Below are 25,152 nucleotides of genomic sequence, written 5' to 3'. Positions count from 1 at the left end.
GCCAAACTGGCCTACATTTTTCTCGATCAAAAGTTGCTAACCGCGGGAATCTTCGCTAAGTGTCACTAACCCGGCACGCGGTCACCGGCACACGCGGTCACGCTCGCATGCCTGTTCAGACCGGGAGGGGACATGGCCACCTTCGAGAGCATTTGGCGTCTGATTTTCGGTCGGCTTCGATGCGTTTTTCAGCTTGCTGCCGGTGAACGCACAGGCGTTCAAGCTCGCGACCGAATTGACGCTCATTGTTCTAATGACAGGTCTCAACCTTCGCGGCATGCGCGAATCGATCATGGTGTTGTTGCCGATTTTCCTCGGCTTCGTCGTGCTGCATCTCGGACTCATCATTTACGGAGTAGCCGCGCACGGCGATCATCTGGCCGCCGTCGTTCCAGGCGCTGTCGGGGAGGCACGCGGCATGTCGCACGCTCTCGGCCCGCTCGTCGTGGCCGTACTGGTGACGAGCGCGGTCGTGGCACTGTGTTTTCTCATCAAACGGCATTACAGCTCAACGCGTGCGCAGCTCGCGAAGGAAGATGCACTGTTTGCCGGCACGCCGCCAGAGGCAGGCAATGTGCCGGTCGCAGACAAGCCGGACCCATCGCTGCCGACGGCCATCCTGCTCGTGGGAAAGCACCGCGGCGCAAGCATGCACGCGCTGCTGTGGGTGAACCGGCTGTTTCCGGATCACTTCAAAAACATGATATTTCTTGCTGTCGGCGAAGTGGATGCACAAAGCTATGAAGGCACCGAGCACCTGGAGCGTTTGCGGCAAACGATATCGTCGTCACTCGACTATTACGTGGCGCATTGCCGCCGGCATGGCATCGCCGCCGAATACCGAATAGCCTTCGGTACGCATCCGGTTGGCGAGTTTATGAAACTGGCCGATTCCACGATGGACGATTATCCGAACAGCGTGTGCTTCGCCAGCAAGTTGATCTTCAAACAGGTCAATTTTCTGACTGCGTGGCTGCACAATCAAACGCCGGTCGAGATACAGACTCGTCTGCATTCACAAGGGCGGCAGATGGTACTGCTGCCGATGAACGTCGGATAGGGATCCCGAACCCGAACCGTCCTAGTGAACCATCGTCACCGGTGTGATCGTCCACCTCGATAGGCCGGCAAGCATCGCCAGTCTTCGAAAGAATCCCATATGACTGGCGTCGATCACCATCACGTCCGGCTGGGTCCTGGCAACGTAGGCGGCCACTGCCTTTGTGCTGTGTCCGAATACCCGCTTCCATTTGTACGGGACGCCGGCTTCTTCGAGAATCGCGCGCGCGTCGATCAGCGCGCTTAGCATGGCCTGCTTTTCATGGCGCACCAGCGAACTGCGAGTGTGAAAGGCTGCCGCGCGCCCTTGATCGACGGGCTCGAGCACTTCCAGCAATTCGACCTCGGTCACGCAACGCTCCAGAAACATGAACGCTGCAAAGCGCGCGGCCTGCACCGCGCCGCCGCGGTCGAGAACAGGAATCAGCATCCGTAACATCGAGAGCTCCTATCCTGTGTGCCAAACGAATACGATGCTTTCATTCTAATCTCTCTGCTGTGAATGCGCGGCCGCAACAACTCGTTGAACGACTGTCGCACGCCGCGTTTGTGCCGTCCTTCATCTACCTTGAGGGTAGCCAAAGCCGTGTTAACGTGGCGTAAAATTTGCGGCGAAAAGTAGCTGCATGTGATCGACCGGCAACGGCAAATCCGGCGGCGACGAAACCGTGCCGCTACGCGCGGATCGCCGAGGGATTCAGTTCAATATGCAAAATCACGAGCCACCGCTTCGGGCAGTTGTCGGCGATCTGCAAGCTCTGACTCTTGTCGCTGGCCACCTTCACGAAGCCCTTTTCACGCGCGACGCCAAACGCGCGCCGCGCATCGGACTGAAGCCAAAGCGTCAGCAATCCGCACGTTACGCAGCTAAAAATCCAGATCGTTTCGTGAGGAAGCGCTGCATCGAGCTGCTGCGCGACGTACGTAAAAATGGTCGTGAGAACCTGGTTGATCACGAAGGCGATGGCAACGACTTTGCACATCCCTCTGAACATCATGGCTTGCCTTGAGGCTGTCATCGGGCTACCTGTTTGACTGATCTGGGGACGTTAGTGGGGCTGGGATTTTTCTCGCGGCGCAACGCCAGCCTCAAAATATACGGATCGTCCGGTAAAGGCCGCGAAACGATTTGCCGAGCCGTTATAAAAATTCTGTGAAAATCACCGCACGCCAACCAGCCTGTAACCCACGCCAAAGCGCGCGCTCCATCGATTACGGGACAAACACACGCTCCTTGCACGCGCCTGCGAAAAAGCGACCGCGCAGCCACGGTCAACGCATCGGCTTGAGATCGTCCAATGCGAGATTGAGCTTCAGCACGTTCACGCGCGCCTCGCCGAAAATACCGAACTGCCGCCCGGACGTATTGCTGGCGACAAGGTTGGCGACCTGATCGGCCGTCAGGCCGCGCGCTTGCGCGACGCGGGCGATCTGATAGGCGGCGGCAGCCGGGCTGATCTCGGGGTCGAGCCCACTACCTGAGGACGTCACCAGGTCCACCGGCACCGGTTTCGACATGTCGGTACCGGCTGCTTTCAACGCGTCGATGCGGCCTTTGATTTCGTCAGCCAGCGCCCGGTTGGTCGGGCCGAGGTTCGAACCGCCCGAGTTCTGCGCGTTGTACGGCATCGGCGATGTGGCCGACAGCCGCCCCCAGAAATAGTACGGTGCGTCGAACTGCTGGCCGATCAGCGCAGAGCCGACTGGCTTGCCGTTTTTCTCGATCAGACTGCCGCTTGCCTGCCGCGCGAATGCGGCATGGCCGATTGCAGTCACGACGACCGGATAGATCACCCCGCATATCACGGTCATCAGGACGAACAGCACGAGTACGGGACGAATCAGCGTTTTCACGATGTTTACCCAGTCTGGTCAAACCCAGCCAAAGACGTTTAGAACCATGTCGATCAGCTTGATGAACGGGAATGGCAGCAGGATCCCGCCCAGCCCGTAGACCAGCAGATTGCGGCGTAGCAGCGACGCCGCGCCGAGCGGCCGATACTTCACACCTTTAAGCGCAAGCGGGATCAGCGCGACGATGATCAGCGCATTGAAAATCACCGCGGACAGAATCGCCGACGAAGGCGAACTCAGATGCATCACATCGAGCACGCGCAGCTGCGGATAGGCGGTCGCGAACGCGGCCGGAATGATCGCGAAGTACTTGGCGACGTCGTTGGCAATCGAGAACGTCGTGAGCGAGCCGCGCGTCATCAGCATCTGCTTGCCGATCTCGACGATCTCGATCAGCTTGGTCGGATTCGAATCGAGGTCGACCATGTTGCCGGCTTCCTTCGCCGCCTGCGTGCCGGTGTTCATCGCGACCGCGACGTCGGCCTGCGCGAGCGCCGGGGCGTCGTTGGTGCCGTCGCCGGTCATCGCGACCAGCCGCCCTTCGGCCTGATGGGCGCGGATCGTCGTCAGCTTCGCCTCCGGCGTGACTTCGGCAAGAAAGTCGTCGACACCTGCTTCTGCAGCAATCGCTGCGGCGGTCAGACGGTTATCGCCCGTCACCATGATGGTTTTAATGCCCATCTTGCGCAGTTCGGCGAAGCGTTCCTTGATGCCGCCCTTGACGATGTCTTTCAGCTCGATCACGCCGAGCACGCGTGCGTCACTTCCGCCCGCGTCATGTTCCGCGACCACGAGCGGCGTGCTGCCGCGGCGCGCGATGTCCGCGACCGCGGTCGTCGATTCCGTGGGGAAATGGCCGCCGTGCGCCTCGACATAGTGTTTGATCGAATCGGCTGCGCCTTTGCGAATCTGGCGGTCGGGCAGATCGACACCGCTCATGCGCGACTGCGCACTAAACGAAAGGAACGTGGCGTGCAGCGAGTGCAATTCGCGTTCGCGGATATTAAAGCGTTGCTTGGCGAGCACAACGATGCTGCGGCCTTCAGGCGTTTCGTCAGCCAGAGAAGACAATTGGGCCGCGTCGGCGAGCAGTTCTTCGGTGACGCCCGGAGCCGGCGTGAAGGCCGACGCCTGGCGGTTGCCGAGCGTGATCGTGCCGGTCTTGTCGAGCAACAGCACGTCGACGTCGCCCGCGGCTTCCACAGCACGGCCCGAGGTCGCGATCACGTTGGCCTGCATCATCCGGCTCATGCCGGCCACGCCGATTGCCGATAGCAGCCCGCCGATGGTGGTCGGGATCAGGCAGACGAGCAGCGCGACGAGTGCCGTGATTGTCACCGCGTGCCCCGCCTTCATCGAGGCGACCGCGAACAGCGAGAAAGGCAGCAAGGTCGCGGTAGCGAAAAGCAGAACGAGCGTCAACGCGACCAGCAGGATCGTCAGCGCGATTTCGTTAGGCGTCTTCTGACGCTTCGCGCCTTCGACCATCGCGATCATCCGGTCAAGGAAGGCCTCGCCCGGGTTGACGCCGACTCGCACCACGATCCAGTCCGACAGCACGCGCGTGCCACCCGTTACCGACGAAAAATCGCCACCCGACTCGCGGATCACCGGCGCGGATTCTCCCGTGATCGCCGACTCGTCAACCGACGCGACACCTTCCACCACTTCGCCGTCCGCCGGAATCACGTCGCCCGTCTCGACCAGCACGACATCGCCTTTGCGCAGATCGGTCGCTGTGGTGATGCGGATCGGCGACTTCGGGTGCGCCTCCTGGAGTTTTTTCGCCATCACATCGCGCTTCGCGCTGCGCAGCGACGCCGCCTGCGCTTTCGAGCGGCCTTCGGCGAGGGCCTCCGCAAAATTGGCAAACAGCACGGTGAACCAGAGCCAGAGCGCGATCGCCAGGATGAAACCAGCGGGCGCCTCAGCCTGTCCGGACAGTGCGGCTATCCAGAGGACGGTCGTCAGGATGCTGCCGATGTAGACGCAGAACATCACCGGATTGCGCAACTGATGACGCGGCGCGAGCTTCCTGAACGAATCGACCAGCGCCGGCCGGGCAATGGCCGGATCGAACATTGAACGCGCCGCGTTGCGTGCCTGACCGATGTTGCCAGGTTGATGAACCGGCGGTTGGATGCGGTTGCTCATGCTGTCCTCGCAATCAATGGCTCGCGACCATCATCAGATGTTCGACAACGGGGCCGAGCGCCAGCGCCGGCACATAGGTCAGCGCGCCGACCAGCACCACCGTGCCGAGCAGCAGCACGACGAATAGCGGGCCATGCGTTGGCAGCGTCCCTGCGGTGGCCGATATGCGTTTCTTCGCCGCAAGCGATCCGGCGATGGCGAGCACCGGCACGATCGAACCGAAACGACCGAACCACATGGCGATTGCCAGCGTCGAGTTGTAGAACGGCGTATTGACCGACAGGCCGGCAAAAGCGCTACCGTTGTTATTGGCCGCCGAACTATAGGCGTAGAGGATTTCGGAAAATCCGTGCGGCCCGGGATTCGCGATCCCCGCCGTGCCGGCGGCCGTCAACACGCCGATCGACGCGCCGACCAGCACGAGCAGCGGCGTCAGCAGCACGGCGATCGAAACCATCTTCATCTCATACGACTCGATCTTCTTGCCGATGTACTCGGGCGTTCGCCCGATCATCAGGCCGGCGACGAATACGGCGAGCAGCGCGAAGACGAGCATGCCGTAGAGACCGGAGCCGACGCCGCCGAAGATCACTTCGCCAAGCTCGATCAGCAGGAGCGGAATGAAGCCTCCCATCGGCGTCAGCGAATCGTGCGCGTTGTTGACGGCGCCGCAAGACGCGGACGTGGTCGCCACGGTAAAGATGCCGGATTGCGCGATGCCGAAGCGGGTTTCCTTGCCTTCCATGTTGCCGCCTGCCTGCAAGGCGGACGCGGTTTGATCGACATGTAGCGACGTAAACAGCGGATTGCCGCTTTGCTCGGCAGAAATTTCGCCCCAACCGCCGATTGCGAATGCGATCGTCATCGCGGCGAGTACCGCATAGCCCTGACGCCGGTCGCCGACCATCCGGCCAAACACGAGGCACAACGCTGCCGGGATGACCAGCATCGCAATCATCTGAACAAAGTTCGCGAACGGCGTCGGATTCTCGTACGGATGCGCGGAGTTGCCGTTAAAGAAGCCACCGCCGTTGGTGCCGAGCATCTTGATGGCTTCCTGCGACGCAGCCGGTCCCATTGCTATGGTCTGCTTGTCGGCCTTGTTGTCCACCATCACCGGGTTGCCCTTCGCGTCTTTGACGGGATTGCCCTGGGCATCGGTTTTCGGCGCCCGATACGTTGTCACCTGTACCGTTGCGACGTCCTTATACGATTCGAAGTTCTGGATCACGCCCTGACTGATGAACACGAGAGCGATGACAGTCGCGAGCGGCGCGAGAATATACAGCGTGATGCGCGTCAGGTCGACCCAGAAATTGCCGATCGTCGCCGCCGTATGGCGCGCAAAACCGCGAATCAACGCGACTACGACCGCAATGCCCGTAGCGGCCGAAAGGAAGTTTTGCACGCTGAGCGCGGTCATCTGCGTCAGGTAGCTGACAGTCGATTCCGGTGTGTAGTCCTGCCAGTTCGTGTTGGTCACGAAGCTGACTGCCGTATTGAACGCGGCGTCGGGCGTCATGGGGCCGAAGCCCTGCGGATTCGCCGGCAACCATTGTTGCAAGCGCAAAAATCCATACACCACGAGCACGCCGAAGGTATTGAAGGCAAGTACGGCCAGCGCATAGTGCTTCCATGACATTTCAGCATCGGGGTTCACACCGGCGAGTTTGTACAGCACGGTTTCAACCGGCCGGCCGACGCGACGAACTACGACCGATGAGCCATCCAGCACAGCGGTCATGTAGCGGCCGAGCGGGATGGCAAGCGCGATCAGCACGACGATATACAGGCCGGGCTGAAACAGGTTATTGACGTTCATTCGAGGGCCTCCGCGCGCAGCAACGCATACACGAGGTAGGCGAACAGAATCAGCGCCGAGGCCGCCGCGAGCCACGTCATCCAGGTCGTCATGGCCGGCCCCCTGGGGCACGGCGCAGCTTGTCGCAACCCACCACGAACGCCGCGACAAGACCGCCGAACGTTGCGATTGCGATGAGGTAGAGCAGATCCATGGCTTCGTCTCCCACAACGGACTCCCGCACCATGGAATTTAGGAAAGGCCGCGTAAACGCAGCGTTAAGACTTGGCGGATTCTTGTAAAAAATGAGGGTGTGGTCCGCGACAGTGTGAGATGAGCGTCGGCTGGAAGCGGGCAAACCTGACCGACGCTCTATGGCTCTGACGCGGAGCCGCGCTCAACGCCGCAAGAACCACAACAGCGCGGATACCACGACCGAAATCACGATACATGTGACGATCGGGAAGTGAAAGTTGAATCCGTCCCGGACGATATGGATGTCGCCAGGCAGCCGGCCGAACGGGATGCGCGCGAGCCAGTGCCACCCGAGGCCGGTAAGAATGCACAGCATGCCAACAACGATGAGGAAACGGTTCATGGGGCGCAGTCACTCACGGTAGCCGATGGGGTCATCATAGGCCCACTCAGGCGGACCGGCCAGAGCCCGCTGGGGCAGCGTGTACGCGGCGACGAATATCTGTTCCCGGGCGACACGACCGGCTCTCGACGACGCTTTTCTGCCGTCAACTGCCCGAGGCGTCCGTCCGCAACTGGCCGAACTCAGTCCGACGTCTGGAAGCCTTCTGGCAGCCGTGCGACTCAGCCCCCGGGCTTCGCTTCTATTGCGTCGGACTGCTGATCGAAGATGACGATCTGCTCCTCGCCCACGCCTGACGCTCTGGCCGACTCGTGTTGCACCTGCCCGGCAATAATGCCTAGCCGGGCATCATGGCGTTTCGCGAGTAAGCCATAGCTATTGAGCGCTTTCGGATTTCCTGCCCGGACCAGAAAACCATCGCCGATCGCCCACACGGGCAAACTGAACGCAACCTGGCTGGCCCGTTCAGGCGTAACGAAGAGTGGCACGTTCATATCCCAGCGGCCCGCCTCGACGCCGGGCAGCAGTTCGCTGAACGTAGTCAGGTGATGCTCGATATGGGTGACGCCGATCGCCCGAAGGACGGCTTCCGCCAACTCAATGTCCGCTCCCGCCGCCTGATTTGATTCTGTCCAGCCGAATGGGGGTTCTTCGATGTACGCGATCGCTACCTTCATTGCTTCGCCTCGCTAAAAGGGAACATGACGATCGATGCTTATTTGAAGGGAGCCTTTTCCGGTTCGGCGGCATACTTGTCCCGGATCGCGTTCACGCAGGTGGTGAACCGCGTGCGGAAACCGACGGGATCGGTGCTCGGCGGTGTGAGTCCGTCCGAAGTAACTTTCCATCCGTCGGACGCACGGGTGACATCAAGATCGAAGGAAGCGCCCGGCTCGTCCTCGAGAATCACCGTCACGCGCACGTCGCGGCCCTCGGAGCGGATGATCGCCTGGCATCCCTGGTGAAGCCGGCCCGCGGTATGAGCGCTGCTGCCCGGGGCGATGCTATCCGGGGCGGCGCCGTACATCCGCAGTGCTTCGAATTGGGGCGGCGTCCCGGCGGTAACGAATGCGACGTCAGCCTCTGACATCCCGTCGCTACAGCCGGTTACCAAGCTGGTAATCGCAGCCAGCAGGATGCCGGCGAAAGCGCGTCGGAGACTCGATGTGTCGTGGCGTAGCATGGTTGGCCCAGGAATTCGCGGTGCGTGGTGGTAAGCGTCATGTCAGGTGCTGGCCCTACACGTCGGCCTGTCAGTTGTCAGCCGAAGTCAAAACCCGGCCACCTGGAAGCGGAGAGCCGTGAATGTCCCGGTGTATTGACGTCACTGAGGTTTTATTGGCACGGTGCGGAGGCCGGAATCCTCGACGGCATATATGCGGGCATCTCGCCTCTACACCGTCCATTGCGGCAGTAAGGATATCCGATAGTGATGTCAATGATCTAGCCGCCGATGTCGAATGACCGGGTGTGGCCGCACCGAGACGGATGGGTGACCGTCTCGGGTCGACCCTGAGCAGCCACTCGCGACCACTGAGTGATTGACCGTTCCCGTGCAAAAAGCCGTCGCATGTTGCTGGATGATCGATCCAGGCGTTCTCCCGCAAAGCGGGCGTGACGCAAAGCCCTGAGGCGGATGTTTCTGATACGCAGCGATGCTGTGGCTGACGAATTGGCGATCGAATGTCGCGAGTACCTAAGCTGCGCAATTCTTCCAGAGGAGCGGTCGTGGTGTGAACCCCAGTTTCGCCTTGGCCCGGCTGTTCGAAGCCCCGGTCAAGCGCGTGTGGTAATAGACGGCTTCCTCGCCAGCTACCTTCAGCGCGTCTTCTACGCCGAGTCGTGGCGGCCGCGGTGCATCGACCCAACGGGCGAAGGCCGGCAGCCATTCAGCAACGGGCAGAGGATCGTCATCGACGACGTTGTAGACTCCTGGATCGGACGTCAGCGCAGCGACTGTCGCCGCGATTGCGTCATCGATATGAATGAACGACCAGACGGCATTGCCTTCGCCGATGATCACTGCCTCGCCCTTGCGCACCTGATCCGCAATGGCGCCGCCGGGCCGGTACCAGGTGCCGGGACCATAGAAGAAGCCGTAGCGCAGGACGACGCCATCGAGTGACCGAGAGGCAAGTACCTTGTCCTCATACTCGCCGATGGTACGCGCACTGTCACCGATTTCGCCAGGAGCGTCGTACCGGAGCCTGGCTGTCTCGTCTGCGAGCTGTCCCGCCGGAGCATCCAGGTAAAATCCGCGAGATTGCACGATGTAGCGGCCGACACCCAACTCCTGGGCTGCCGTGAGCAGGCTTGCGCCTCCCTCGCGATGAAGGCGGGTGTCGTTGGGCATCGACTTGATAATGTCAGCGGGGCTGGCGGGAAGCCAGGTCAACTGGTCGATTACCACGTCTGGCGACGCCGCCTCGATAGCGGACCGTACCGCCCTGGCGTCAAAGGCATCGGCACAAGACGGGACCGCACCGAGCTCCCGTAGACGGTCCACGCCTGCGCCCGCCCGAGTCATGCCGGTCACCTGATGGCCGAGTGCACACAATACGCGCACGAGCGGCAAGCCTACGGCGCCCGTAGCGCCTGCAATGAAAATCTTCATGAGTCTCTCCTTGCTACAGCACTTCAACTCAAACGCCGTGGAATGTATCACCGAGTCTCACTGCCCCAGCGCAGCCTGAGGCGTGTTCCGAAAGCTGATTGCCATACGGTTATAAGTGTTCATCAGGCTGATTGCGATCGTGAGATCCACGAGTTCCCGCTCATCGAACACTACACGGGCTGCTTCGTAGGCCTCATCGGGTAGTCGAGACGCTTGCTCACATGTTTGCTCCTTGAAGCACTTGATTTACTTGACCGGTGTGGTCAGGGCCTTGTCGTTGGTATCCACCACGAACACCGCAAGCAGTTTCGCGGGCCTGGTCTTGCTCACATTGCGACTCACACGGTGAAGGGAACCCGGCTCCTCGTCGAAGCTTTCACCGGCGTGATAGATCCGCTTCGTGCCATCATTCACTTGTGACTCAATGGCACCTGAGACAACATAGGCATAGATAAAAGCCGACTTTGCGTGCTCGTGTGAGGGCGACGCTCCGCCGCGGGCATAGTCGACAACCACGGCGGTCAATGACTTGCCAGGAATGTTGGGGATGGCGTGCTCGAAGTTGGGTGTGACTGTTTCACCGGTCCCATGCGCAGTAGCAGGTATTGAGATGGTGAAGGCAACGGCTGAGCACGCAGCACCGAGGACAGATCGAATGTTCATGAGGACGTTTCTCCTTATGGCCCTTGTATTGTGGCTGCGCGCTGGGCCACAAGAAAGTACCAGAAACGAACATTTTTTATGTACCAGCAAACAATGACCAAGCCGCTGCAAATACAACTCGATCGGTCAGCGAAGACGCCATTGGCCGAGCAGATCCGCAAAGCAATCGGCACTGCAATTGAGAGTGGGGTGCTTGCGGCGGGAGCACGTCTGCCGTCATGGTTGGACCTCGCAGCCCAACTTGGCGTTGCCAGGGGCACAGTGCGCCTGGCATACGATCGACTTGCCGACGCTCAACTCATCGTTGCTTCCCGGGCGACCGGAACCCGGGTGGCGGATCGGCCGCCCGCTCCCGTTCTGGTGGAAGAACGGCCTGATCCGGGTTCGTTCATGGAGATGTACGGGGAACTAACCGCCGGCCCGGCGATTTTCCAGATGGGCGTGCCCGCGCAGGAAACGCTACCTGCCAAACTTTTCACAAAAGTTCGCTCATTCGCTCTGCGCGCGGAGTCCAGCGCCTCAGTCGTTTATCCCGATCCTCGCGGCGAACTGGAACTTCGGCGCGAAATAGCTGCCTACCTGGCCATTGCGCGCGGCATCTCGTGCTCACCCGCCCAGGTCTTCATCACTAGCGGGTTTAGCGGTGGACTCGGACTGGCGCTACGCGTACTTGGCCTCGAGGAAAGAAAGGCCTGGGTGGAGAACCCGGGTTTTCCGTTCACCCGACACGGGTTGGAACTCGCGAATATGTCACTTTCGCCCATACCCGTAGATGCGGAAGGGATCAATATCGATTACGGCCTTCAACATGAGCCGAATACGGATCTGGTCGTCCTAACCCCCGGGCAGCAGGCACCGCTCGGTCCGACGCTCTCGCTCGACAGGCGTCTGCGCCTTCTCGACTGGGCTGCGAAAGAAGGAGTCTGGGTCATTGAAGACGACTATCTGAGCGAGCTACAACTGACGGCACGTGCCGCGCCGGCGCTCGCGTCGCTTGATCGTGGCCAGCGCGTTATTCATATCGGCTCCTTCAGCAAAACGATCAGCCCGGCACTGCGATTGGGATTCGTTGTCGCGCCCATGCCGCTGGTGTCCCGGTTTGCAGAGGTGGCAGCTTGCCTCGCTCCGGCACCTTGGCCGTCTGTGCAACTTGCTATGGCGCAATTCATGCGCGACGGACACTACATGCGCCATCTTCGACGCATGAAGCGCCTTTATTCCACTCAACGCGACGCGTTGCTCAAATGCCTAGAGCAGCGCGCTTTCGAGACAATGACTGCTGGTCTGGCCGTACTCGTGCAATTGCCTGACGGCGTCTCGGACATCTCCATCGCGAGAGAGTTGTTAGCGTTCGGATTGGGTCCCGCACCGCTGTCACCCTGGTATACGTCGCCGGCCTCTGCGAGATCAGGACTTCTGTTGGGTGTCGCGACCTCACCGGAGAGAAACCTCGCCAGAAACTGCGACCGGCTGTATGAGGTGATAAGACGCTACGCATGAAGCAGCGGCATTGCTGCGTCAGAGCCGAATGCGCCAGCGGCCGTTTTTCGACCTGTTTCCGACATCCGCGATATTCACACCACCGACAGCAAGTGGCCCTACTCCGGCCGTTCCGGCTGGCGCGAGATCAATGGCGACTTCCAGGTGCGGATTCAACCGGTGGATGCAACAAATTGATGAAATCGTTCGGCGGACGTCCCGGCTTTTCGTCGCGCGCCGCCAGGCAGCTATCAACTGGGCAGCCGCTTGATCACCTTGCTAGTCAGCCTAAAGCAGGCCTACAGCACATCGCTTATGCGTTCGGCCGCAGGCACGGGTATCGAGAGCACAAGGGAAGTGGTGATTGTGCCAAAGCTGCCGATCCTATCGATGACAGCCTCCAGTTCCACGCTTGACCGGGCCAGCACCTCGAGGATGTAGCTGTCCGACCCGGTTACCCGTAGTACCTCCACGACGTTTGGCGTCTCGCGAAACGTCTTTAAAAGACTCGCGCCTCTCTCGGCTGAAGCGCCGATCCGGATCACCGCGTTGATAGGGAAGCCAAGGCGCGTCCAGTCCACTTCGGCGCGATACCCCTTTATGACCCCCCGCTCCTTCAGGCGGCGGACCCGCTCAGCGCACGCCGGGGCCGTGAGCCCGACCTCGGCTGCAAGCGACTTGTAGGGCGCCCTGCCGTCACGCAGCAGAATCTTGACCAGCTTCAGGTCCGTCGCATCGAGAAAGTTTCGGTCAGCGTTTTCCATGAAAAAATAAGAACAAATACATGCATGCTTTCGATTCTAAAGCATGGACCGAGTCAATATGAAGCAAACTTGATCCATTGCTAACTTATTTGCGGACGGTCGTATGCGGAACGTCACTACTTCGGGATTTGCCTTCGTTGAGTTTGTGGGCCCAGGCCAGGAGGCGCTCGTTTCCCTGTTTGAGAAATTCGGGTTCAGGGTGCTCGGGCAACATGAGCGGACAGGCGCCGTTCTTCTGCGTCAGAACGAGGCTGTCTTCATCGTGAATCCCACGCCAAACCCGTTCCGCAATGTCCACGGCGCATCAGCGCGTGCGATCGGGATCAAGGTGGATAGCGCGGCGAATGCGTTGGCGCAGGCCCTCGAGGGTGGGGCGCGTTTGGCGACGCCCGCCGATTTTGGCGAGTACGTCGTCGACTCGCCTGCCATTGTGGGTATCGGCGACAGCCTGGTCTACTTTGTCGACCACGACTTCATGTCAGAGTTTTCGGTTCCGGATCGGCCAAGCCAATCTGGAGCGGTTGTGGACACTGCGATCGAAGCGATCGACCACACTTCGAATATCGTGCGGCCAGAGAACCTCGATCGGTGGGCCGGCTTCTATAAGGATACCTTCACATTTGTCCAGAAGCAGTATCTGGATGTGAGGGGCAGGCAAACCGGTATGCGGGCCAGGTCGATGGTCAGCCCCTGCGGGAAGGTATCAATCCCAATTGCCGCTGCCGCACATGACCAGCCCGGCGTGTTGAATCAGAACGACGAGTTCATCCGCGACTACCACGGAGAGGGCATTCAGCACATTGCTCTTCTGTCCTCGAACATCGAGCTGACGATCGAGGCTTTGGAAGCGGCGGGAATCGAGTTCATGGACGCACCCCCGAAGGCATATTACCAAAGCCTCGACGCACGGGTTCCTGGCCACGGGCAGAAGCTGGCCAGCATCGAACGCCGAGGGATCCTTCTGGACGGCAAGGGGGATGGAAGGATCTTGCTGCAACGGTTCACGCGACGCCAGATCGGACCGATCTTCTTCGAGATTATCGAGCGACGTGGCGAGGACGGCTTCGGCGAGGGCAATTTCAAGGCGCTCTTCGAATCGCAGGAGCAGGACCAGGTTCGTCGCGGATTACTTAACGCCTCGTAGGTCAGCCAATACTCTTGTTCCTCTCCAAGGTACTCATCATGCACCCTTCCAAGACCAGCTTCGTCCTTTCGAATCCCCATCCGGTTCTCGGCAGCACCGAGGTTTTCAAGACGTTCAACTACGCTCCCGCTGTTGCCGCAGGTGGTCTGCTGTTCGTCGCCGGCCAGATTGGGATCCGGGCTGACGGGGCTATTCCCACAAACGTCGAAGAACAGATCGATCTCGCATTTCAGCGGCTGGGCGCGATCCTGCAAGAAGCGGGGCTTGGCTTCGATGATCTCGTTGAGCTCGTCAGCTATCACGTCGGTGTTGACAGGCAGCTAGCGGCATTTCGCGAGATCAAGGACCGCTACATCAAGGAGAACGCTCCGGCATGGACCATTCTCGGGGTGGCGGCATTGGCCAGGCCAACCCTCTTCGTGGAGATTAAGGCGGTTGCTGCGATACGCAGCGTGTGAGCGGTCGAGAAAAATGCACTAGCCGTTGATACGACCGCGACTCTCGCGATGGCGCAGGATCTCATTGCCAGGATTCGCGGCGTGTTGTCGGCCTGCCGAACGGCTGCTTACTGGCGCGAAGCAGGCGCCCGAGCGTCCGTGTGCGGATACAGACGAATGACCGTATATGGCCGTTGGCCGCATCCTGCCCGATGCTCAACCGGAAATGTGCCGAGTCAATTTCCGCCTTGGGTCATGCGGCGATTCAATTCACCGAGATATGACCCGGGAATCAGGGAAAGCGCTCCGTTCGGGCCAGAGACGCGCGTTCGATGATTGTCTATCGAGACTTCCAGCATCGGCGGCAACGCGAAAAATTTGATCAGTTCTGGCCTGTCCATGCCCAACTGATATAGCGATGTCGTCAGGAACCGCGCCGGGTCGCGCAAGCCAGCCGAATCCTCCGCGTCCGTGATAACCCAGCCGGAGCTTGCCCCTTCCGCCACTTTCCGCGTCAGCGAGACGGAGGTCGCGTGTTTGTAGTTGACGTGGACGACAGCACTTTGCACTAGCGATGGGAAATACGAATCGATTGCCGGGAACAGGCTTCGAACTACGTCGTTTTGGTTTCGCAAATGGACCAGCGTACGATCTACGGAATCGATAAAGTTAACCGGGAAGCTTTTCATATCCGGCTCAGTTAATCGCAGCGATCCTGCCTGGCCTTCCTCGACGCGCCCAAGCATCCATCCAACCTGCATGGTTTCACCGATGTTTAGGCGGGCGCCGGATGCGATGTAACTCTCGATAAAGCCAAGAAGCCAGGTAACGTCTACTTCGGGAATCGCGGGATTTGACACGCGAATCTCGCATTCCGGATGATCGAAGCGCTTACAGCCGGTTGTTGAATGTATTGTTGCCACGGTGTCTACCACGCTATCGTTTTCGGCCAATCAAGCTGTTAAGAATTCCACAGGTCCGGCGCCGATTGTCGACGAACAACGCCGCGATGTCGAATGGCCGCTCGGGGCCGGTCATGGTCCGATGCAACCGTCGCGAACGGTCACGATTCAGCGCGGCTCGCGGTCGGCAGCACCCGACCTGGAGCGGTCTTCCGCGTCCTTCAAAACCAGACATTCGTCCCAAGGAATTCGCCGCTGCGGTCGTGGTACCCGAAGAGAGTTCGACAATCAACACCGAAATCTTCCTCCTGCGAAGACCCTAGTGAAACACGATTGCGCCATTGTTCGAGCACATCTCAAAGGCCTTCATCCAGTCACTGTAAGACTCGTAAAAGTATTTATCAGGTACTTGGGCCGCCTGATTGCGATACTGGACGAAATCCTGGTAGACCTTTCGGCACACCTCTGGGCCGATCACGCCTTCCGAGTCAGAGAAATCGATTAGCTCCCAAAATGGTCCATGATTGTCTTTCCATGCCGTTTCGTCGTATCTCACTTCGATGGCTTTGTTCCGAAACGACACGCTTGGCGGATATCCGGCGAGCTTGGCCAGTTCATTTCGCCAAATGTTGTAGCCGGAATAGGAGCCAGCTCTGAAGTCGAAAGACGACCCGAACTGGTACACCTTGCCACTCTCGAGTCCGCGGAACCGGTCAGGGAAATCGACTGGAGACAGAATGACCTGATTCTTTGCTTGCGGCCATCCGTCGGATGACAGGACCGGCGAATCAACCACAGTCAACCCACTGTACGCGGTGACATCGAGTCCAGCGTGTGCCACCGAGGTGAACAGGAACAGAATCGGGGAGAATAGCGCTCGCTTCATGACTTAGCCAAAATATCTGTGAACGGGCACTTGCCCGCCAAACTATTATCGGCACGGAAAGGCGATTCCTGAGCAATTTGATGGTGTTCAGTGTCAGCGCGCTCGTTGCTGGCGAAGTAATCTCGACTGTCAACGATTCACCGAACGTTGTCGAACGACTCAAATTGGCCGGGTGCCGCGTCATGCAACAGGCATACGCAGCTTGATCCCCGCAAGGCTGCGATCGGCAGCACGCGACCCTTCTCTGCCGCTCGACGCTCGGCCGTCTCAATGTCTCTTACCAAAGCTGAACCGCCGGTCGAATGACCTCGCGCCGACGAGAGCGAACTGCTGCAATTGGCCGTCTATCGTCGCAGACTACCGTGTTCCGCTAAATACCGACGCAGCGCGCAAAGCGGTCGTATAAAGACTTGCTTCGAACGTCACGGCCTTTGACGATGTAGATCACAAACTCGGCCACGTTCGTCGATCTCGACTTCCCTCCGACTAGCCAAGGTCTCGGCCGTGCCCCCCCGCGCTCGCTGCCTGGCTACCGTGGTTGGGTCCAACAACCACCTCACTCGCAGCACTCGTGAGCTCTAGCCGCGCCGGTCAGTCAAGAGTCTTTCTCGACATAAGCGGAGGAATCTCCACCCAGGTGGGTGCCCGTTTCATTTAGTCCTCGCCGCTCTTTGACGACCCTCCGCTCCCCCCCCCAGAAGCGAGCATCCCGGCCAGAACGACCAACACCGCGTTCAAGACCTTCTGGATCGCATTGCCGAATCCAGCTCCCGGCCCACGCTACGAAACAGCGGACATGCAAGTGCCGATGTGACCCAGGCATCCGGCTCGCAAAGAGCTGAATTGCGGGTTGAATCCTGTGTTTTTCGAAGCTTCGCTTCGCCGGGTAGCGGCCTAAGCTTTGGTTCAATGTTCTGCACTGAAACAACGAGAAAACAGCGATGTCCACACGACTTCACCGGGTGTCTCGCACGGTCGGCCTTGCCCTTGCCGCCGTGACATTGGTCATGTCTGGCACGGTGCTAGCCAGACATCCCACCCCGTTCACCTCGTTATCCGCCGACGATCAGATTTTCATCAAGTTGCATGACGCTGCACGCGACAACGATCCCGCGCGCGCAGCGCACCTGGCAAGCTTGATTCCGAATTATCCGGCGCCGGCTTATCTCAGCTATTTCCAGATCAAGCCGCGTCTGTTCAACGGCGCGGGGCATGCGAATCTCGACGCGCCGGACGCACCGGTGCTGTCATTTCTGCAACGCTACGACGGACAGGCGATTGCCGACCGTCTGCGCAACGACTACCTTCGCGTGCTCGGGGCGCGCCACGACTGGCACGATTTCGATTCGCAATATTCAAAGTTCGTCCTGGACGACGACACGCAGGTGAAGTGCTATGCGCTCGAGTCCCGTGCCACGCGAGGCGAAAATGTGGCCGACGCGGCGCGGGCGCTGCTCGTCGAGCCGAACTGGTACGGTGACGGCTGCGTCGATCTGATCACCGCGCTCGACCGTAACCAGCAGTTCACTCCGGACGATGGGTGGCAGCTGATTCGCCAGGCCTATGAACAGGGCGCGAGGACGACGGGCGGCAGACTGGTCGATGCGCTGGGCGCGGCGCGCCCGGATCAGCTGCTCCTCGAGCAGGCGACGAACCAGCCACGCCTGTTGCTCGCGAAAGGCATCCAGCTGGACGCAGCGTCCCATCAACTCGCGCTGCTCGCCATCACACAGTTGGCGGTCGGCGATCCGGAGGCCGCCGAGGCCACCTTCACCGTAATCGCACCGTCGCTCACCCTGGCAGAACGGGCTATCGGTTGGGGCACGATCGCCTATCAGGCGGTGCTCAGGCAGCTACCGGGCGCGGTGAACTGGTACCGGCTGTCGGCGAACGCGCCCCTGTCGAGTCAGGCCTACGAGTGGCGCACGCGCAGCGCGCTGCTGGCCGGGGATTGGACAATGGTGCGCTGGTCGATCGAGCAGATGCCGGCCGCGCTGCGCGCACAGCCAGCATGGGTCTACTGGTACGCGCGCGCGTTGAAGCAGAGCAGCGAGGTGGCGGCAGCCGACCAGGAATTCCGAACGATCGCGGGTAACTACACCTTCTATGGCCAGTTGGCCTCCGAGGCGCTCGGCCGGCAGATCGTGATCCCGCCGCAGACCAAGGTGACCGACGAAGAAGTTGAGCGGGCTGGCCGGACACCAGGCTTCGAGCTGGCAGAACGCTTTTACGCGCTGCACCTGCGTACGGAAGGCAACCGTGAGTGGAACTGGCAGCTGCGCGGCATGACTGACCGACAACTGCTCGCAGTCGCCGAGTACGCGCGTCGCATCGAGCTTTATGACCGGGCTGTGAGCACTGCCGACAGGACGCAGACGGAACATGATTTTTCGCTGCGCTACCTGGCGCCATTCCGCACGATTGTCGAGCGCGATGCGCGGTCCACCGGGTTCGACGTCGGATGGGCGTATGGCCTCATTCGCCAGGAGTCGCGCTTCATTATCAATGCGCGCTCGGAGGTTGGCGCGGGCGGCCTGATGCAGGTGATGCCGAACACCGCTGAGATGGTCGCGAGGAAGATCGGGCTCGGTACGATCTCGCGGGCCAGGATGAACGACATCGACACGAACATCCTGCTTGGCACGTACTATCTATCGATGATTTACAACCAGCTTGACCGTTCTGCCGTGCTCGCGACCGCCGGCTACAACGCCGGCCCTGGGCGCCCGCGTAAGTGGCAGGCCAACCTGCCGCGACCGGTGGAAGGCGCGATTTTCGCGGAGACAATTCCATTTAACGAAACCCGCGACTACGTCAAGAATGTATTGTCGAACACGGTTTACTACGCGGCGCTGTTTGATGGCCACCCGCAATCGCTGACGGAGCGGCTTGGCCAAATCGAGCCCCGATGATATCGTCCGCAACGCTGATCCGCGGATCGCTCGGGTGCAGTAAGTGCGGCTGCATACGCGACACTGTATAACGATCCTTCTATCTCTGGATGACCTCTCAACACGGAACCGAGAAGGTGAAGCTGAATTTCGCCAGCCGCGATTTAGCGACACGATACACATACTGAAGTCATGCATGTATGTCATGTCAACGTTCGCCAACGGTTTTTATATCAAACGGCCACACCCGACTCGCCCTCCTGCCTCGCCCGTGATGCCCGCTGATCGGCCGAAGCAGCCGTTCAGCAACCATTCCGACGACGACCGAAATGGGTCTAGAGTACGCATTCGCTCAAAGCGAGTGCGACATTCGCCAGCACGGGCATGCGAATGTCGCAAATGTAACTTGGAGCTACCTCACAAACGCCGACAGCCGAACGGCGGCTTTGGCCGACGTGCTCGCGTTGGCTGTCAGCAGGGAAACGCCCGCCGAAAAATCGCCCGATCCTGCTGTAAAACGACTGTGCTATTTTCATCGCACTAGAAACACCTCAAGCTCACGCGGTGCGCAGGCGCAGTTTGTTAGCAACGACCCACAGCAGCAGTGACGTCGACGAAATCTACACCATGGTCAGCGATGTCTGCGATGACGACTTCGTAAAGGGGCGGAGTACCTCGAGTCGACGCGCTTATCTGAACGGTAGAAGTGGGTCCGTCAACCGCCTATCGCTGAGCTTTCCCTTTGGCGCGCGACGGAGAGCCTCTAACGTAATTGCGATAACGGGGGATGCCGAATCGTCCGGAACTGGATTTGCGAAATTTGACTGCCGGGTTGCGTACTGAATCGCAGAATGACGCACGGACAATCGAGGCGTGAGTGCATTCGGGGAGGCATTACGGGAAGGACTCAGCGAACCGCCCGCAACCCTTCCCGCCTGCTAGACTGGAAGCTACCCATGCAAACCATGGAGGGTGACATGATGTCCGTCTACGTGGTGAAGACCGGTGAGCAGTTCCTATGCACCGCCGAGGACGGCGACATCGGCATGGCATCGGCGATTGAAAATGCCACGTCCTTTCTTTCGTATGAGGAAGCGGAAAAAGCGGCAAACGAGCACGCCGACCCCGGATACGAAATCGTGGCCGTCTGCGTTATCAGACACTGACGCGGAGTCCGCTGGCGGGCGCTCAGCGAGGGAGGCCACTACCAATCTCTCTAGCCACGCGATATGGTGCTCCGGTTGACAGCATCCGAAATCATCTGCGAATGGGCCTGCCTTGCGCATTGAGATTCGCACGGCGGTCAACGCGCGCGTTGATCGCCTTCATCACAGGCTCATGCCCGCCGAACGAGGAACCGTCTTCCGCGAAAGCTCCCAAAAGCACGGCAAGCCCTCCATAACTTGCGGTACCGAATGGGGCGCATGGAGACCCGTCACCCTTGCTATTCACCCAACACCCTACCGCGGTTTCCGTGGTGTGATGAATACCGCCACTGGGTGGCCGCCACGGTCTCGCGCGCCTCTTGAGCATGGCGCTGCTTTGTCTCAGTGCGGCCGATTCTGTTTGAAAAACTCTCCGAGAATCTACGGGCCTGTCACGGCGAAATGTCGCTGCTGTATGGGCGCGTAATGATCTCGAGATTGTGGCCGCTCGGGTCCTGGAAGTAGACGCCTCGGCCGCCGTCGCTCATATTGATTTCGCCCAGCCGGCGATGAACGGGATCGGCCCAGTACGGCAACCCGCGACGCTGGATGCGGCCCAGAATTTCGTCGAATGCCGGTTCGCCCACTAGAAACGCGTAGTGCTGCGACTCAACCTCACGACCGGCCCCGTAAAAGTCGAGCGTGACGTCGTTACCGAGTCGCACCGCAAGGAACGAGCCGAACGGAGTCGCGTCGGGAAGGCCGAAGATCTCCGTGAAGAATTTCGCCGCGGCGTCCCGGTCGCGCGAGTGCACGATGGTGTGATTCAGCATGATGCTCATGTCCGCGATCCTCCTTGCGCCGGCTATCCGGCGGGACAGGATCAGCATTGCACGTTTCGACTTCGAGCACCAGCCAACGAACTACGCGGCTCCGATCGGCTTCAGCATGTTGCTTTGCGGGAAACGTGAGCCGGCACGGAAACGCCAACGCAAATCGCGTCACGCCTTCGCTGCTGTTTGCGCGCCAGGTTTCGCCGTGCAGCGACACGATGCTGCGAACGATCGATAATCACGCGACGGTTTCAACGCGAAGGACAGCCTGTCAGATCACACGCGCAACGATTCGGTCGATAATGAAGTTCCGTAGCGATCGTCAAGGCCGCCACAGGTATGAAGGAATCGCCCTATCCCGGCCGTTACTGGCACTTTCTGAACGACGGACGCATCGAGTGCGACCTGTGTCCGCGCAACTGCCGCCTGCACGCCGGACAGCGCGGCGCCTGCTTCGTGCGCCAGCGCGTCGATGACCGCATGATTCTGACCGCTTATGGCCGCTCATCGGGATTCTGCGTCGATCCGATCGAAAAGAAGCCGCTGAACCATTTCTATCCCGGCACCAGTCCATTCGGTCCGCGGCGAATCCCCATCCGCATCGACATCTAGCGCGCGGATCGCGTTCGACAGAGGAGTGAAACGCATGCTGACACTGGACGTCTCCGACTTGCCCGCAGGATTGGAGCGTCACGTAAGAGTTCTGGCCGGCGAAATCGGCGAACGCAATGTGTTCCGGCCTGGTGCGCTCCACGCGGCAGCCGACTATATCGAACGGCAATGGACTGCTTATGGCTGCACAGCGACGCGTCAGGAATATAGGGTACGCGGTGTCCCCTGCGCGAATATCCAAGTCGAGACCGCGGGCAGCGTTCAGCCTGACGAACTGATCGTGCTGGGCGCGCACTACGACACCGTTCGGAACAGCCCCGGAGCTGACGATAACGCCAGCGGTATCGCGGCGCTGCTCGAGATCGCCAGGATGCTCCGGACACTCTCGCCTCCGTATACCGTGCGCTGCGTCGCGTTTGTGAACGAAGAGGCGCCGTTTTTCTTCCGCGGCGACATGGGCAGCCTCAGATACGCGCGCGCCGCGCGGCTGCGTGGGGATCGCATTCGCCTGATGCTTTCGCTCGAAATGCTTGGCTACTACCGGGACGAGCCTGGCACTCAAAGGTATCCGCCTCTGCTGCGTTACTTCTATCCAGCCCAGGGCAACTTTATCGGCTTTGTGTCGAATCTACGCTCGGCGCGTCAGCTGCGATGGCTTGTCGACGCATTCGAAGCCTCGTCCAGTTTTCCGCTTGAAGCAGTGTCACTGCCGTGGTGGGTGCCGGGCGTCGCATTGAGCGACCACTCGTCTTTCTGGCGCCAGGGTTACCCCGCCGTGATGGTGACGGACACTGCTTACCTGCGCAATCCGCACTACCACACCGCGCAGGATGTCCCGACGACGCTTGATTTTCGTCGCCTGAGCGAAGTGACGCTCGGATTGGCCGCGAGCGTCGTGTCGCTGTCGCCTTGGTAGCAAGCAGCCACGAAATATGCGGCGGCGCGTAGAGCGCAGGCGCGTACGACGCACGCCAGCAGCTCGCAGTGCCGCGATGTCGGGAAGTCCGTCGACCGCCATAAGCAGATCCGCCGTCTCGCTTTCGGCAGCATGGATTACCAGACCGAACTCCAGTTGCCGCCGGAAGAAATGGTGGGCTTGATCTATCCAAGCTCAAGAATGGTCATCGCTTCCCGTGCCGCCGGTCTGTCCGCCCCTATCTCGGGTGCGACTGAAAACATCGCCGACATGGAGGTATTCGAACGCTCAACGCGCTTCGAGCGAAATCTCGGGTTCCTTGGAAAGCTATGTGTGCATCCCACACAGCTCACCGCAGCTCGTAGGATTTTTGCTCCTTCGGCGGCTGAAATCGAGTGGGCCAAACAAGTAATCGAAGCAACGCGCGATTCACATGCGGTCATGACGGACGGACGCATGATCGATAGGCCCGTCATCGACCGAGCAAAAATAATCTTGAGTCGCGCCGGCATGACGCCGCGCTGAGCCACTTGATTACTCCCCTTGTCGGACAGCTTCGTGCTCCAGACGCCCAGTCGAGGAAACTTCGCTTCCACCCAATGGGGTCACTGATCGGCCTATGTTTGGACGTTGCGTAAGTAGCGCAGGGCTCGTCTTCTCTTTCACAACGTTGACAGTGTTCGTCGACGTGCACATACAAGCTCGTCGTCGTTTGCGACGCATGACCGAGTTCGACCCACTCCGGTCGGTAGCGCGAGACCACCAATCGGCCGCTATCGGACCGACACGAGACAGTCGCGACAAGCGCATCGGTAATCCGCTGTTCGGCCCTTATAGCGGCCATTGGCCACACTGCTGGAGAAGCGCCGCTGGCATGCTAGAGCGGGACTGGTCCTAGGACTGGGCAGGCGTGCTCAAAACGCATTTCTGGTCGCCGGCATAGTAATGACGCAGACGTTGCCCTTCGTCGATGCCCCGTTCTTGAGTATGTATGAGCAGGTCGAGCGGGCGGTATATGCAGGCTGACTGACTCGGCAAGTTGCCATTGGGATGCTGGCGCATCCGTTGCATCCATTTACGCATACGCGACTGCCGCGCTATTGCCGCGGCAAACGAGGAAGGATTATCGCCGTGGATGGCGCGCACGTCTTTCCTGATACCAACGCGATCGGGCTGGGGCAAGCGACGCACCTCCCATTCATCGGGCCAAACACGATACGCCTGGCAGTGGCAACGGTAGCTCTCGTCAAATCAACAACTTACGCTTGGGCACGGACATGGGACAAGGAGCACCCATGCTGCCCTGCAAAAGATGCAAGGCTCAAAGCGGAAGACCCGGATATTTTCCGCCGCATCCCGATCTGGTGTCGAGCGCGGTGCTGCCGGCTGGGCAATGCGGGATGAGTTACACAGGACGTGCGGCTGCGCCATGGTACTTCAATCACTCAGCGCGGAGGATGCGGACGTTTGCCAGTTCGGAAATGGCGAGAGGCCGGCCTGATGCATGACAGGCCGCCGGACGTGTTTGACGCGAAGCCAGCCCGCGCATGAGCGTAGAATTAAGGTAGGTCAGGCAACAGGGACCATTGTGAAACCGATGACGCTCTGGCTGCGCATCCTGATTCCGGCAATTGCATTGGTGTGGCTGTATTCCGGTGTTCACGCCGCCGACGATTTTGCGCTACGCCGGGAGAGAATGGTCAAGGAGATCGCAGCACTGACTGCTGACACCGGCACCGAAACCGGCAGGCATGCCATCGATGCGCGCGTGATGGCGGCCATGGAACAGGTGCCTCGCCACAAGTTTGTTCCGCCCGAGCAGGAGCACAACGCATACGAGAACAGGCCGCTTCCCATCGGCTATGGTCAGACAATCTCGCAGCCTTACATTGTTGCCCTGATGACCGACCTGATGATGGTTAAGCCCACTGATGTTGTGCTCGAGGTCGGCACCGGCTCCGGCTACCAGGCGGCAATCCTGGCAGGTCTGGCACGAGCGGTATATACGATCGAGATCGTCGAGCCCTTGGGAACGCAAGCGCAGGAGCGTCTGCAACGGCTCGCGTACAAGCAAGTGGAAACCAAGGTGGGCGACGGCTATTACGGGTGGGAAGCCCACGCGCCCTACGACGCCATCATCGTCACCGCCGCTGCCAGCCATGTCCCTCCCCCCCTCATGCGGCAATTGAAGCCGGGCGGCAGAATGGTTATTCCGGTGGGCGCGCAGTTTCTGACCCAGTACCTGCTGCTGATCGAAAAATCGGACGACGGAACGGTTTCCACCAAACAGATCTTGCCCGTCAGATTCGTGCCATTGGCCGGGCACTGATTCAGGGATGAGATGTGACAGGGCGAATGGACATGACGATCCCGTGCACCTGCCTTGTCTCTGGTCGAGCG

General features: G+C 60.0%; 26 protein-coding genes and 2 pseudogenes. 12 read left to right on the top strand and 16 right to left on the bottom strand.

The genetic code is table 11. The features are described from left to right. The first annotated feature begins 193 nt into the window (after positions 1-193). Positions 194-1,060: a hypothetical protein gene (locus AC3WOG_RS25090; RefSeq protein ID WP_492580588.1), complete on the top strand. Its 867-nt coding sequence runs from the start codon at positions 194-196 to the stop codon at positions 1,058-1,060. A 21-nt stretch (positions 1,061-1,081) separates the two neighbouring features. Here the strand turns inward: AC3WOG_RS25090 and AC3WOG_RS25085 are convergent, their stop codons facing one another. Then, positions 1,082-1,498, bottom strand: a complete 417-nt coding sequence (locus AC3WOG_RS25085; RefSeq protein WP_492580587.1) for a universal stress protein — start codon at positions 1,496-1,498, stop codon at positions 1,082-1,084. Positions 1,499-1,766: 268 nt separating this feature from the next. Here AC3WOG_RS25085 and AC3WOG_RS25080 point away from each other — a divergent pair, with 268 nt between their 5' ends. Then, positions 1,767-2,069 (top strand): hypothetical protein, encoded by a 303-nt coding sequence (locus AC3WOG_RS25080; protein WP_492580586.1) that lies wholly within the window; start codon positions 1,767-1,769, stop codon positions 2,067-2,069. 262 nt (positions 2,070-2,331) lie between these two features. Here AC3WOG_RS25080 and kdpC read toward each other — a convergent pair whose 3' ends face one another. From kdpC to AC3WOG_RS25025, 11 genes and pseudogenes are all read right to left on the bottom strand, one after another. Further along, positions 2,332-2,913 carry a potassium-transporting ATPase subunit KdpC gene (gene kdpC, locus AC3WOG_RS25075; protein ID WP_492580585.1) on the bottom strand — a complete coding sequence of 194 codons (582 nt, stop codon included), beginning with the start codon at positions 2,911-2,913 and terminating at the stop codon, positions 2,332-2,334. An 18-nt stretch (positions 2,914-2,931) separates the two neighbouring features. Beyond that, positions 2,932-4,995, bottom strand: coding sequence for a potassium-transporting ATPase subunit KdpB (gene kdpB / locus AC3WOG_RS25070; RefSeq protein ID WP_492582440.1), 2,064 nt, complete (start codon positions 4,993-4,995; stop codon positions 2,932-2,934). Positions 4,996-5,080: 85 nt separating this feature from the next. After that, positions 5,081-6,889: a potassium-transporting ATPase subunit KdpA gene (gene kdpA, locus AC3WOG_RS25065; protein WP_492580584.1), complete on the bottom strand. Its 1,809-nt coding sequence runs from the start codon at positions 6,887-6,889 to the stop codon at positions 5,081-5,083. Further along, positions 6,886-6,981 (bottom strand): potassium-transporting ATPase subunit F, encoded by a 96-nt coding sequence (locus tag AC3WOG_RS25060; protein WP_492580583.1) that lies wholly within the window; start codon positions 6,979-6,981, stop codon positions 6,886-6,888. Before AC3WOG_RS25060 ends, kdpA begins: the two co-directional genes overlap by 4 nt. Next, entirely contained in the window at positions 6,978-7,082 is a 105-nt protein-coding gene (locus AC3WOG_RS25055) for a potassium ABC transporter ATPase (RefSeq protein ID WP_492580582.1), read from the bottom strand. Before AC3WOG_RS25055 ends, AC3WOG_RS25060 begins: the two co-directional genes overlap by 4 nt. A 183-nt stretch (positions 7,083-7,265) precedes the next feature. Then, complete coding sequence (locus tag AC3WOG_RS25050; protein ID WP_492580581.1) at positions 7,266-7,466, bottom strand: DUF2905 domain-containing protein; 201 nt, start codon at positions 7,464-7,466, stop codon at positions 7,266-7,268. 224 nt (positions 7,467-7,690) lie between these two features. Then, positions 7,691-8,143: pseudogene (locus tag AC3WOG_RS25045) on the bottom strand (transporter substrate-binding domain-containing protein); the annotation flags it as partial. Positions 8,144-8,181: 38 nt separating this feature from the next. Further along, positions 8,182-8,649, bottom strand: a complete 468-nt coding sequence (locus tag AC3WOG_RS25040; protein WP_492580580.1) for a hypothetical protein — start codon at positions 8,647-8,649, stop codon at positions 8,182-8,184. A 513-nt stretch (positions 8,650-9,162) separates the two neighbouring features. Continuing rightward, on the bottom strand, positions 9,163-10,080 hold the full coding sequence (locus AC3WOG_RS25035; protein WP_492580579.1) for an NAD-dependent epimerase/dehydratase family protein: 918 nt from the start codon (positions 10,078-10,080) through the stop codon (positions 9,163-9,165). Positions 10,081-10,137: 57 nt separating this feature from the next. Next, positions 10,138-10,284, bottom strand: a pseudogene (locus AC3WOG_RS25030) (carboxymuconolactone decarboxylase family protein); the annotation flags it as partial. Positions 10,285-10,326: 42 nt separating this feature from the next. Next, entirely contained in the window at positions 10,327-10,743 is a 417-nt protein-coding gene (locus AC3WOG_RS25025; protein WP_492580578.1) for a cupin domain-containing protein, read from the bottom strand. Positions 10,744-10,836: 93 nt separating this feature from the next. On the opposite strand from AC3WOG_RS25025, the gene pdxR reads away from it, so the two are divergent. Beyond that, positions 10,837-12,243, top strand: a complete 1,407-nt coding sequence (gene pdxR, locus AC3WOG_RS25020) for a MocR-like pyridoxine biosynthesis transcription factor PdxR (RefSeq protein WP_492580577.1) — start codon at positions 10,837-10,839, stop codon at positions 12,241-12,243. A gap of 278 nt (positions 12,244-12,521) precedes the next feature. Here the strand turns inward: pdxR and AC3WOG_RS25015 are convergent, their stop codons facing one another. Continuing rightward, the gene (locus AC3WOG_RS25015) at positions 12,522-12,986 is read right to left on the bottom strand and encodes an Lrp/AsnC family transcriptional regulator (RefSeq protein ID WP_492580576.1); all 465 of its coding nucleotides are present in this window, start codon (positions 12,984-12,986) and stop codon (positions 12,522-12,524) included. Between the two features lie 103 nt (positions 12,987-13,089). On the opposite strand from AC3WOG_RS25015, the gene hppD reads away from it, so the two are divergent. Together hppD and AC3WOG_RS25005 are read left to right on the top strand one after the other, a co-directional pair. Next, positions 13,090-14,130, top strand: a complete 1,041-nt coding sequence (gene hppD, locus AC3WOG_RS25010; protein ID WP_492580575.1) for a 4-hydroxyphenylpyruvate dioxygenase — start codon at positions 13,090-13,092, stop codon at positions 14,128-14,130. A gap of 38 nt (positions 14,131-14,168) precedes the next feature. After that, on the top strand, positions 14,169-14,588 hold the full coding sequence (locus AC3WOG_RS25005; protein WP_492580574.1) for a RidA family protein: 420 nt from the start codon (positions 14,169-14,171) through the stop codon (positions 14,586-14,588). A 215-nt stretch (positions 14,589-14,803) separates the two neighbouring features. On the opposite strand, the gene AC3WOG_RS25000 is transcribed toward AC3WOG_RS25005, so the two are convergent. Together AC3WOG_RS25000 and AC3WOG_RS24995 are read right to left on the bottom strand one after the other, a co-directional pair. Then, positions 14,804-15,502 (bottom strand): immunity protein Imm33 domain-containing protein, encoded by a 699-nt coding sequence (locus AC3WOG_RS25000; RefSeq protein ID WP_492580573.1) that lies wholly within the window; start codon positions 15,500-15,502, stop codon positions 14,804-14,806. Between the two features lie 286 nt (positions 15,503-15,788). Next, positions 15,789-16,355 carry a hypothetical protein gene (locus AC3WOG_RS24995; protein WP_492580572.1) on the bottom strand — a complete coding sequence of 189 codons (567 nt, stop codon included), beginning with the start codon at positions 16,353-16,355 and terminating at the stop codon, positions 15,789-15,791. Between the two features lie 941 nt (positions 16,356-17,296). Here AC3WOG_RS24995 and AC3WOG_RS24990 point away from each other — a divergent pair. Further along, a complete protein-coding gene (locus tag AC3WOG_RS24990) occupies positions 17,297-19,267 on the top strand; it encodes a lytic transglycosylase domain-containing protein (RefSeq protein ID WP_492580571.1) in 1,971 nt (656 codons plus the stop codon). A 956-nt stretch (positions 19,268-20,223) separates the two neighbouring features. After that, positions 20,224-20,412: a hypothetical protein gene (locus AC3WOG_RS24985; RefSeq protein WP_102636823.1), complete on the top strand. Its 189-nt coding sequence runs from the start codon at positions 20,224-20,226 to the stop codon at positions 20,410-20,412. A 431-nt stretch (positions 20,413-20,843) separates the two neighbouring features. On the opposite strand, the gene AC3WOG_RS24980 is transcribed toward AC3WOG_RS24985, so the two are convergent. After that, complete coding sequence (locus AC3WOG_RS24980) at positions 20,844-21,233, bottom strand: VOC family protein (protein WP_492580570.1); 390 nt, start codon at positions 21,231-21,233, stop codon at positions 20,844-20,846. Positions 21,234-21,563: 330 nt separating this feature from the next. On the opposite strand from AC3WOG_RS24980, the gene AC3WOG_RS24975 reads away from it, so the two are divergent. The 5 genes from AC3WOG_RS24975 (at position 21,564) to AC3WOG_RS24955 (ending at position 25,081) form a co-directional block, all read left to right on the top strand. Beyond that, positions 21,564-21,836 (top strand): hypothetical protein, encoded by a 273-nt coding sequence (locus AC3WOG_RS24975; protein WP_492580569.1) that lies wholly within the window; start codon positions 21,564-21,566, stop codon positions 21,834-21,836. A gap of 34 nt (positions 21,837-21,870) precedes the next feature. After that, positions 21,871-22,752: a M28 family peptidase gene (locus AC3WOG_RS24970; protein WP_492580568.1), complete on the top strand. Its 882-nt coding sequence runs from the start codon at positions 21,871-21,873 to the stop codon at positions 22,750-22,752. Between the two features lie 132 nt (positions 22,753-22,884). Further along, positions 22,885-23,277 (top strand): hypothetical protein, encoded by a 393-nt coding sequence (locus AC3WOG_RS24965; protein WP_492580567.1) that lies wholly within the window; start codon positions 22,885-22,887, stop codon positions 23,275-23,277. Positions 23,278-23,802: 525 nt separating this feature from the next. Further along, a complete protein-coding gene (locus AC3WOG_RS24960) occupies positions 23,803-24,156 on the top strand; it encodes an SH3-like domain-containing protein (RefSeq protein ID WP_492580566.1) in 354 nt (117 codons plus the stop codon). 193 nt (positions 24,157-24,349) lie between these two features. Next, complete coding sequence (locus AC3WOG_RS24955) at positions 24,350-25,081, top strand: protein-L-isoaspartate(D-aspartate) O-methyltransferase (protein ID WP_492580565.1); 732 nt, start codon at positions 24,350-24,352, stop codon at positions 25,079-25,081. Positions 25,082-25,152 lie beyond the last annotated feature (71 nt).

The sequence above is a fragment of the Paraburkholderia sp. FW306-02-B genome (genome assembly GCF_058782725.1).
The sequence above is the reverse complement of the archived record's forward strand: the minus strand, read 5'-3'. Positions and strand labels throughout refer to the sequence as shown.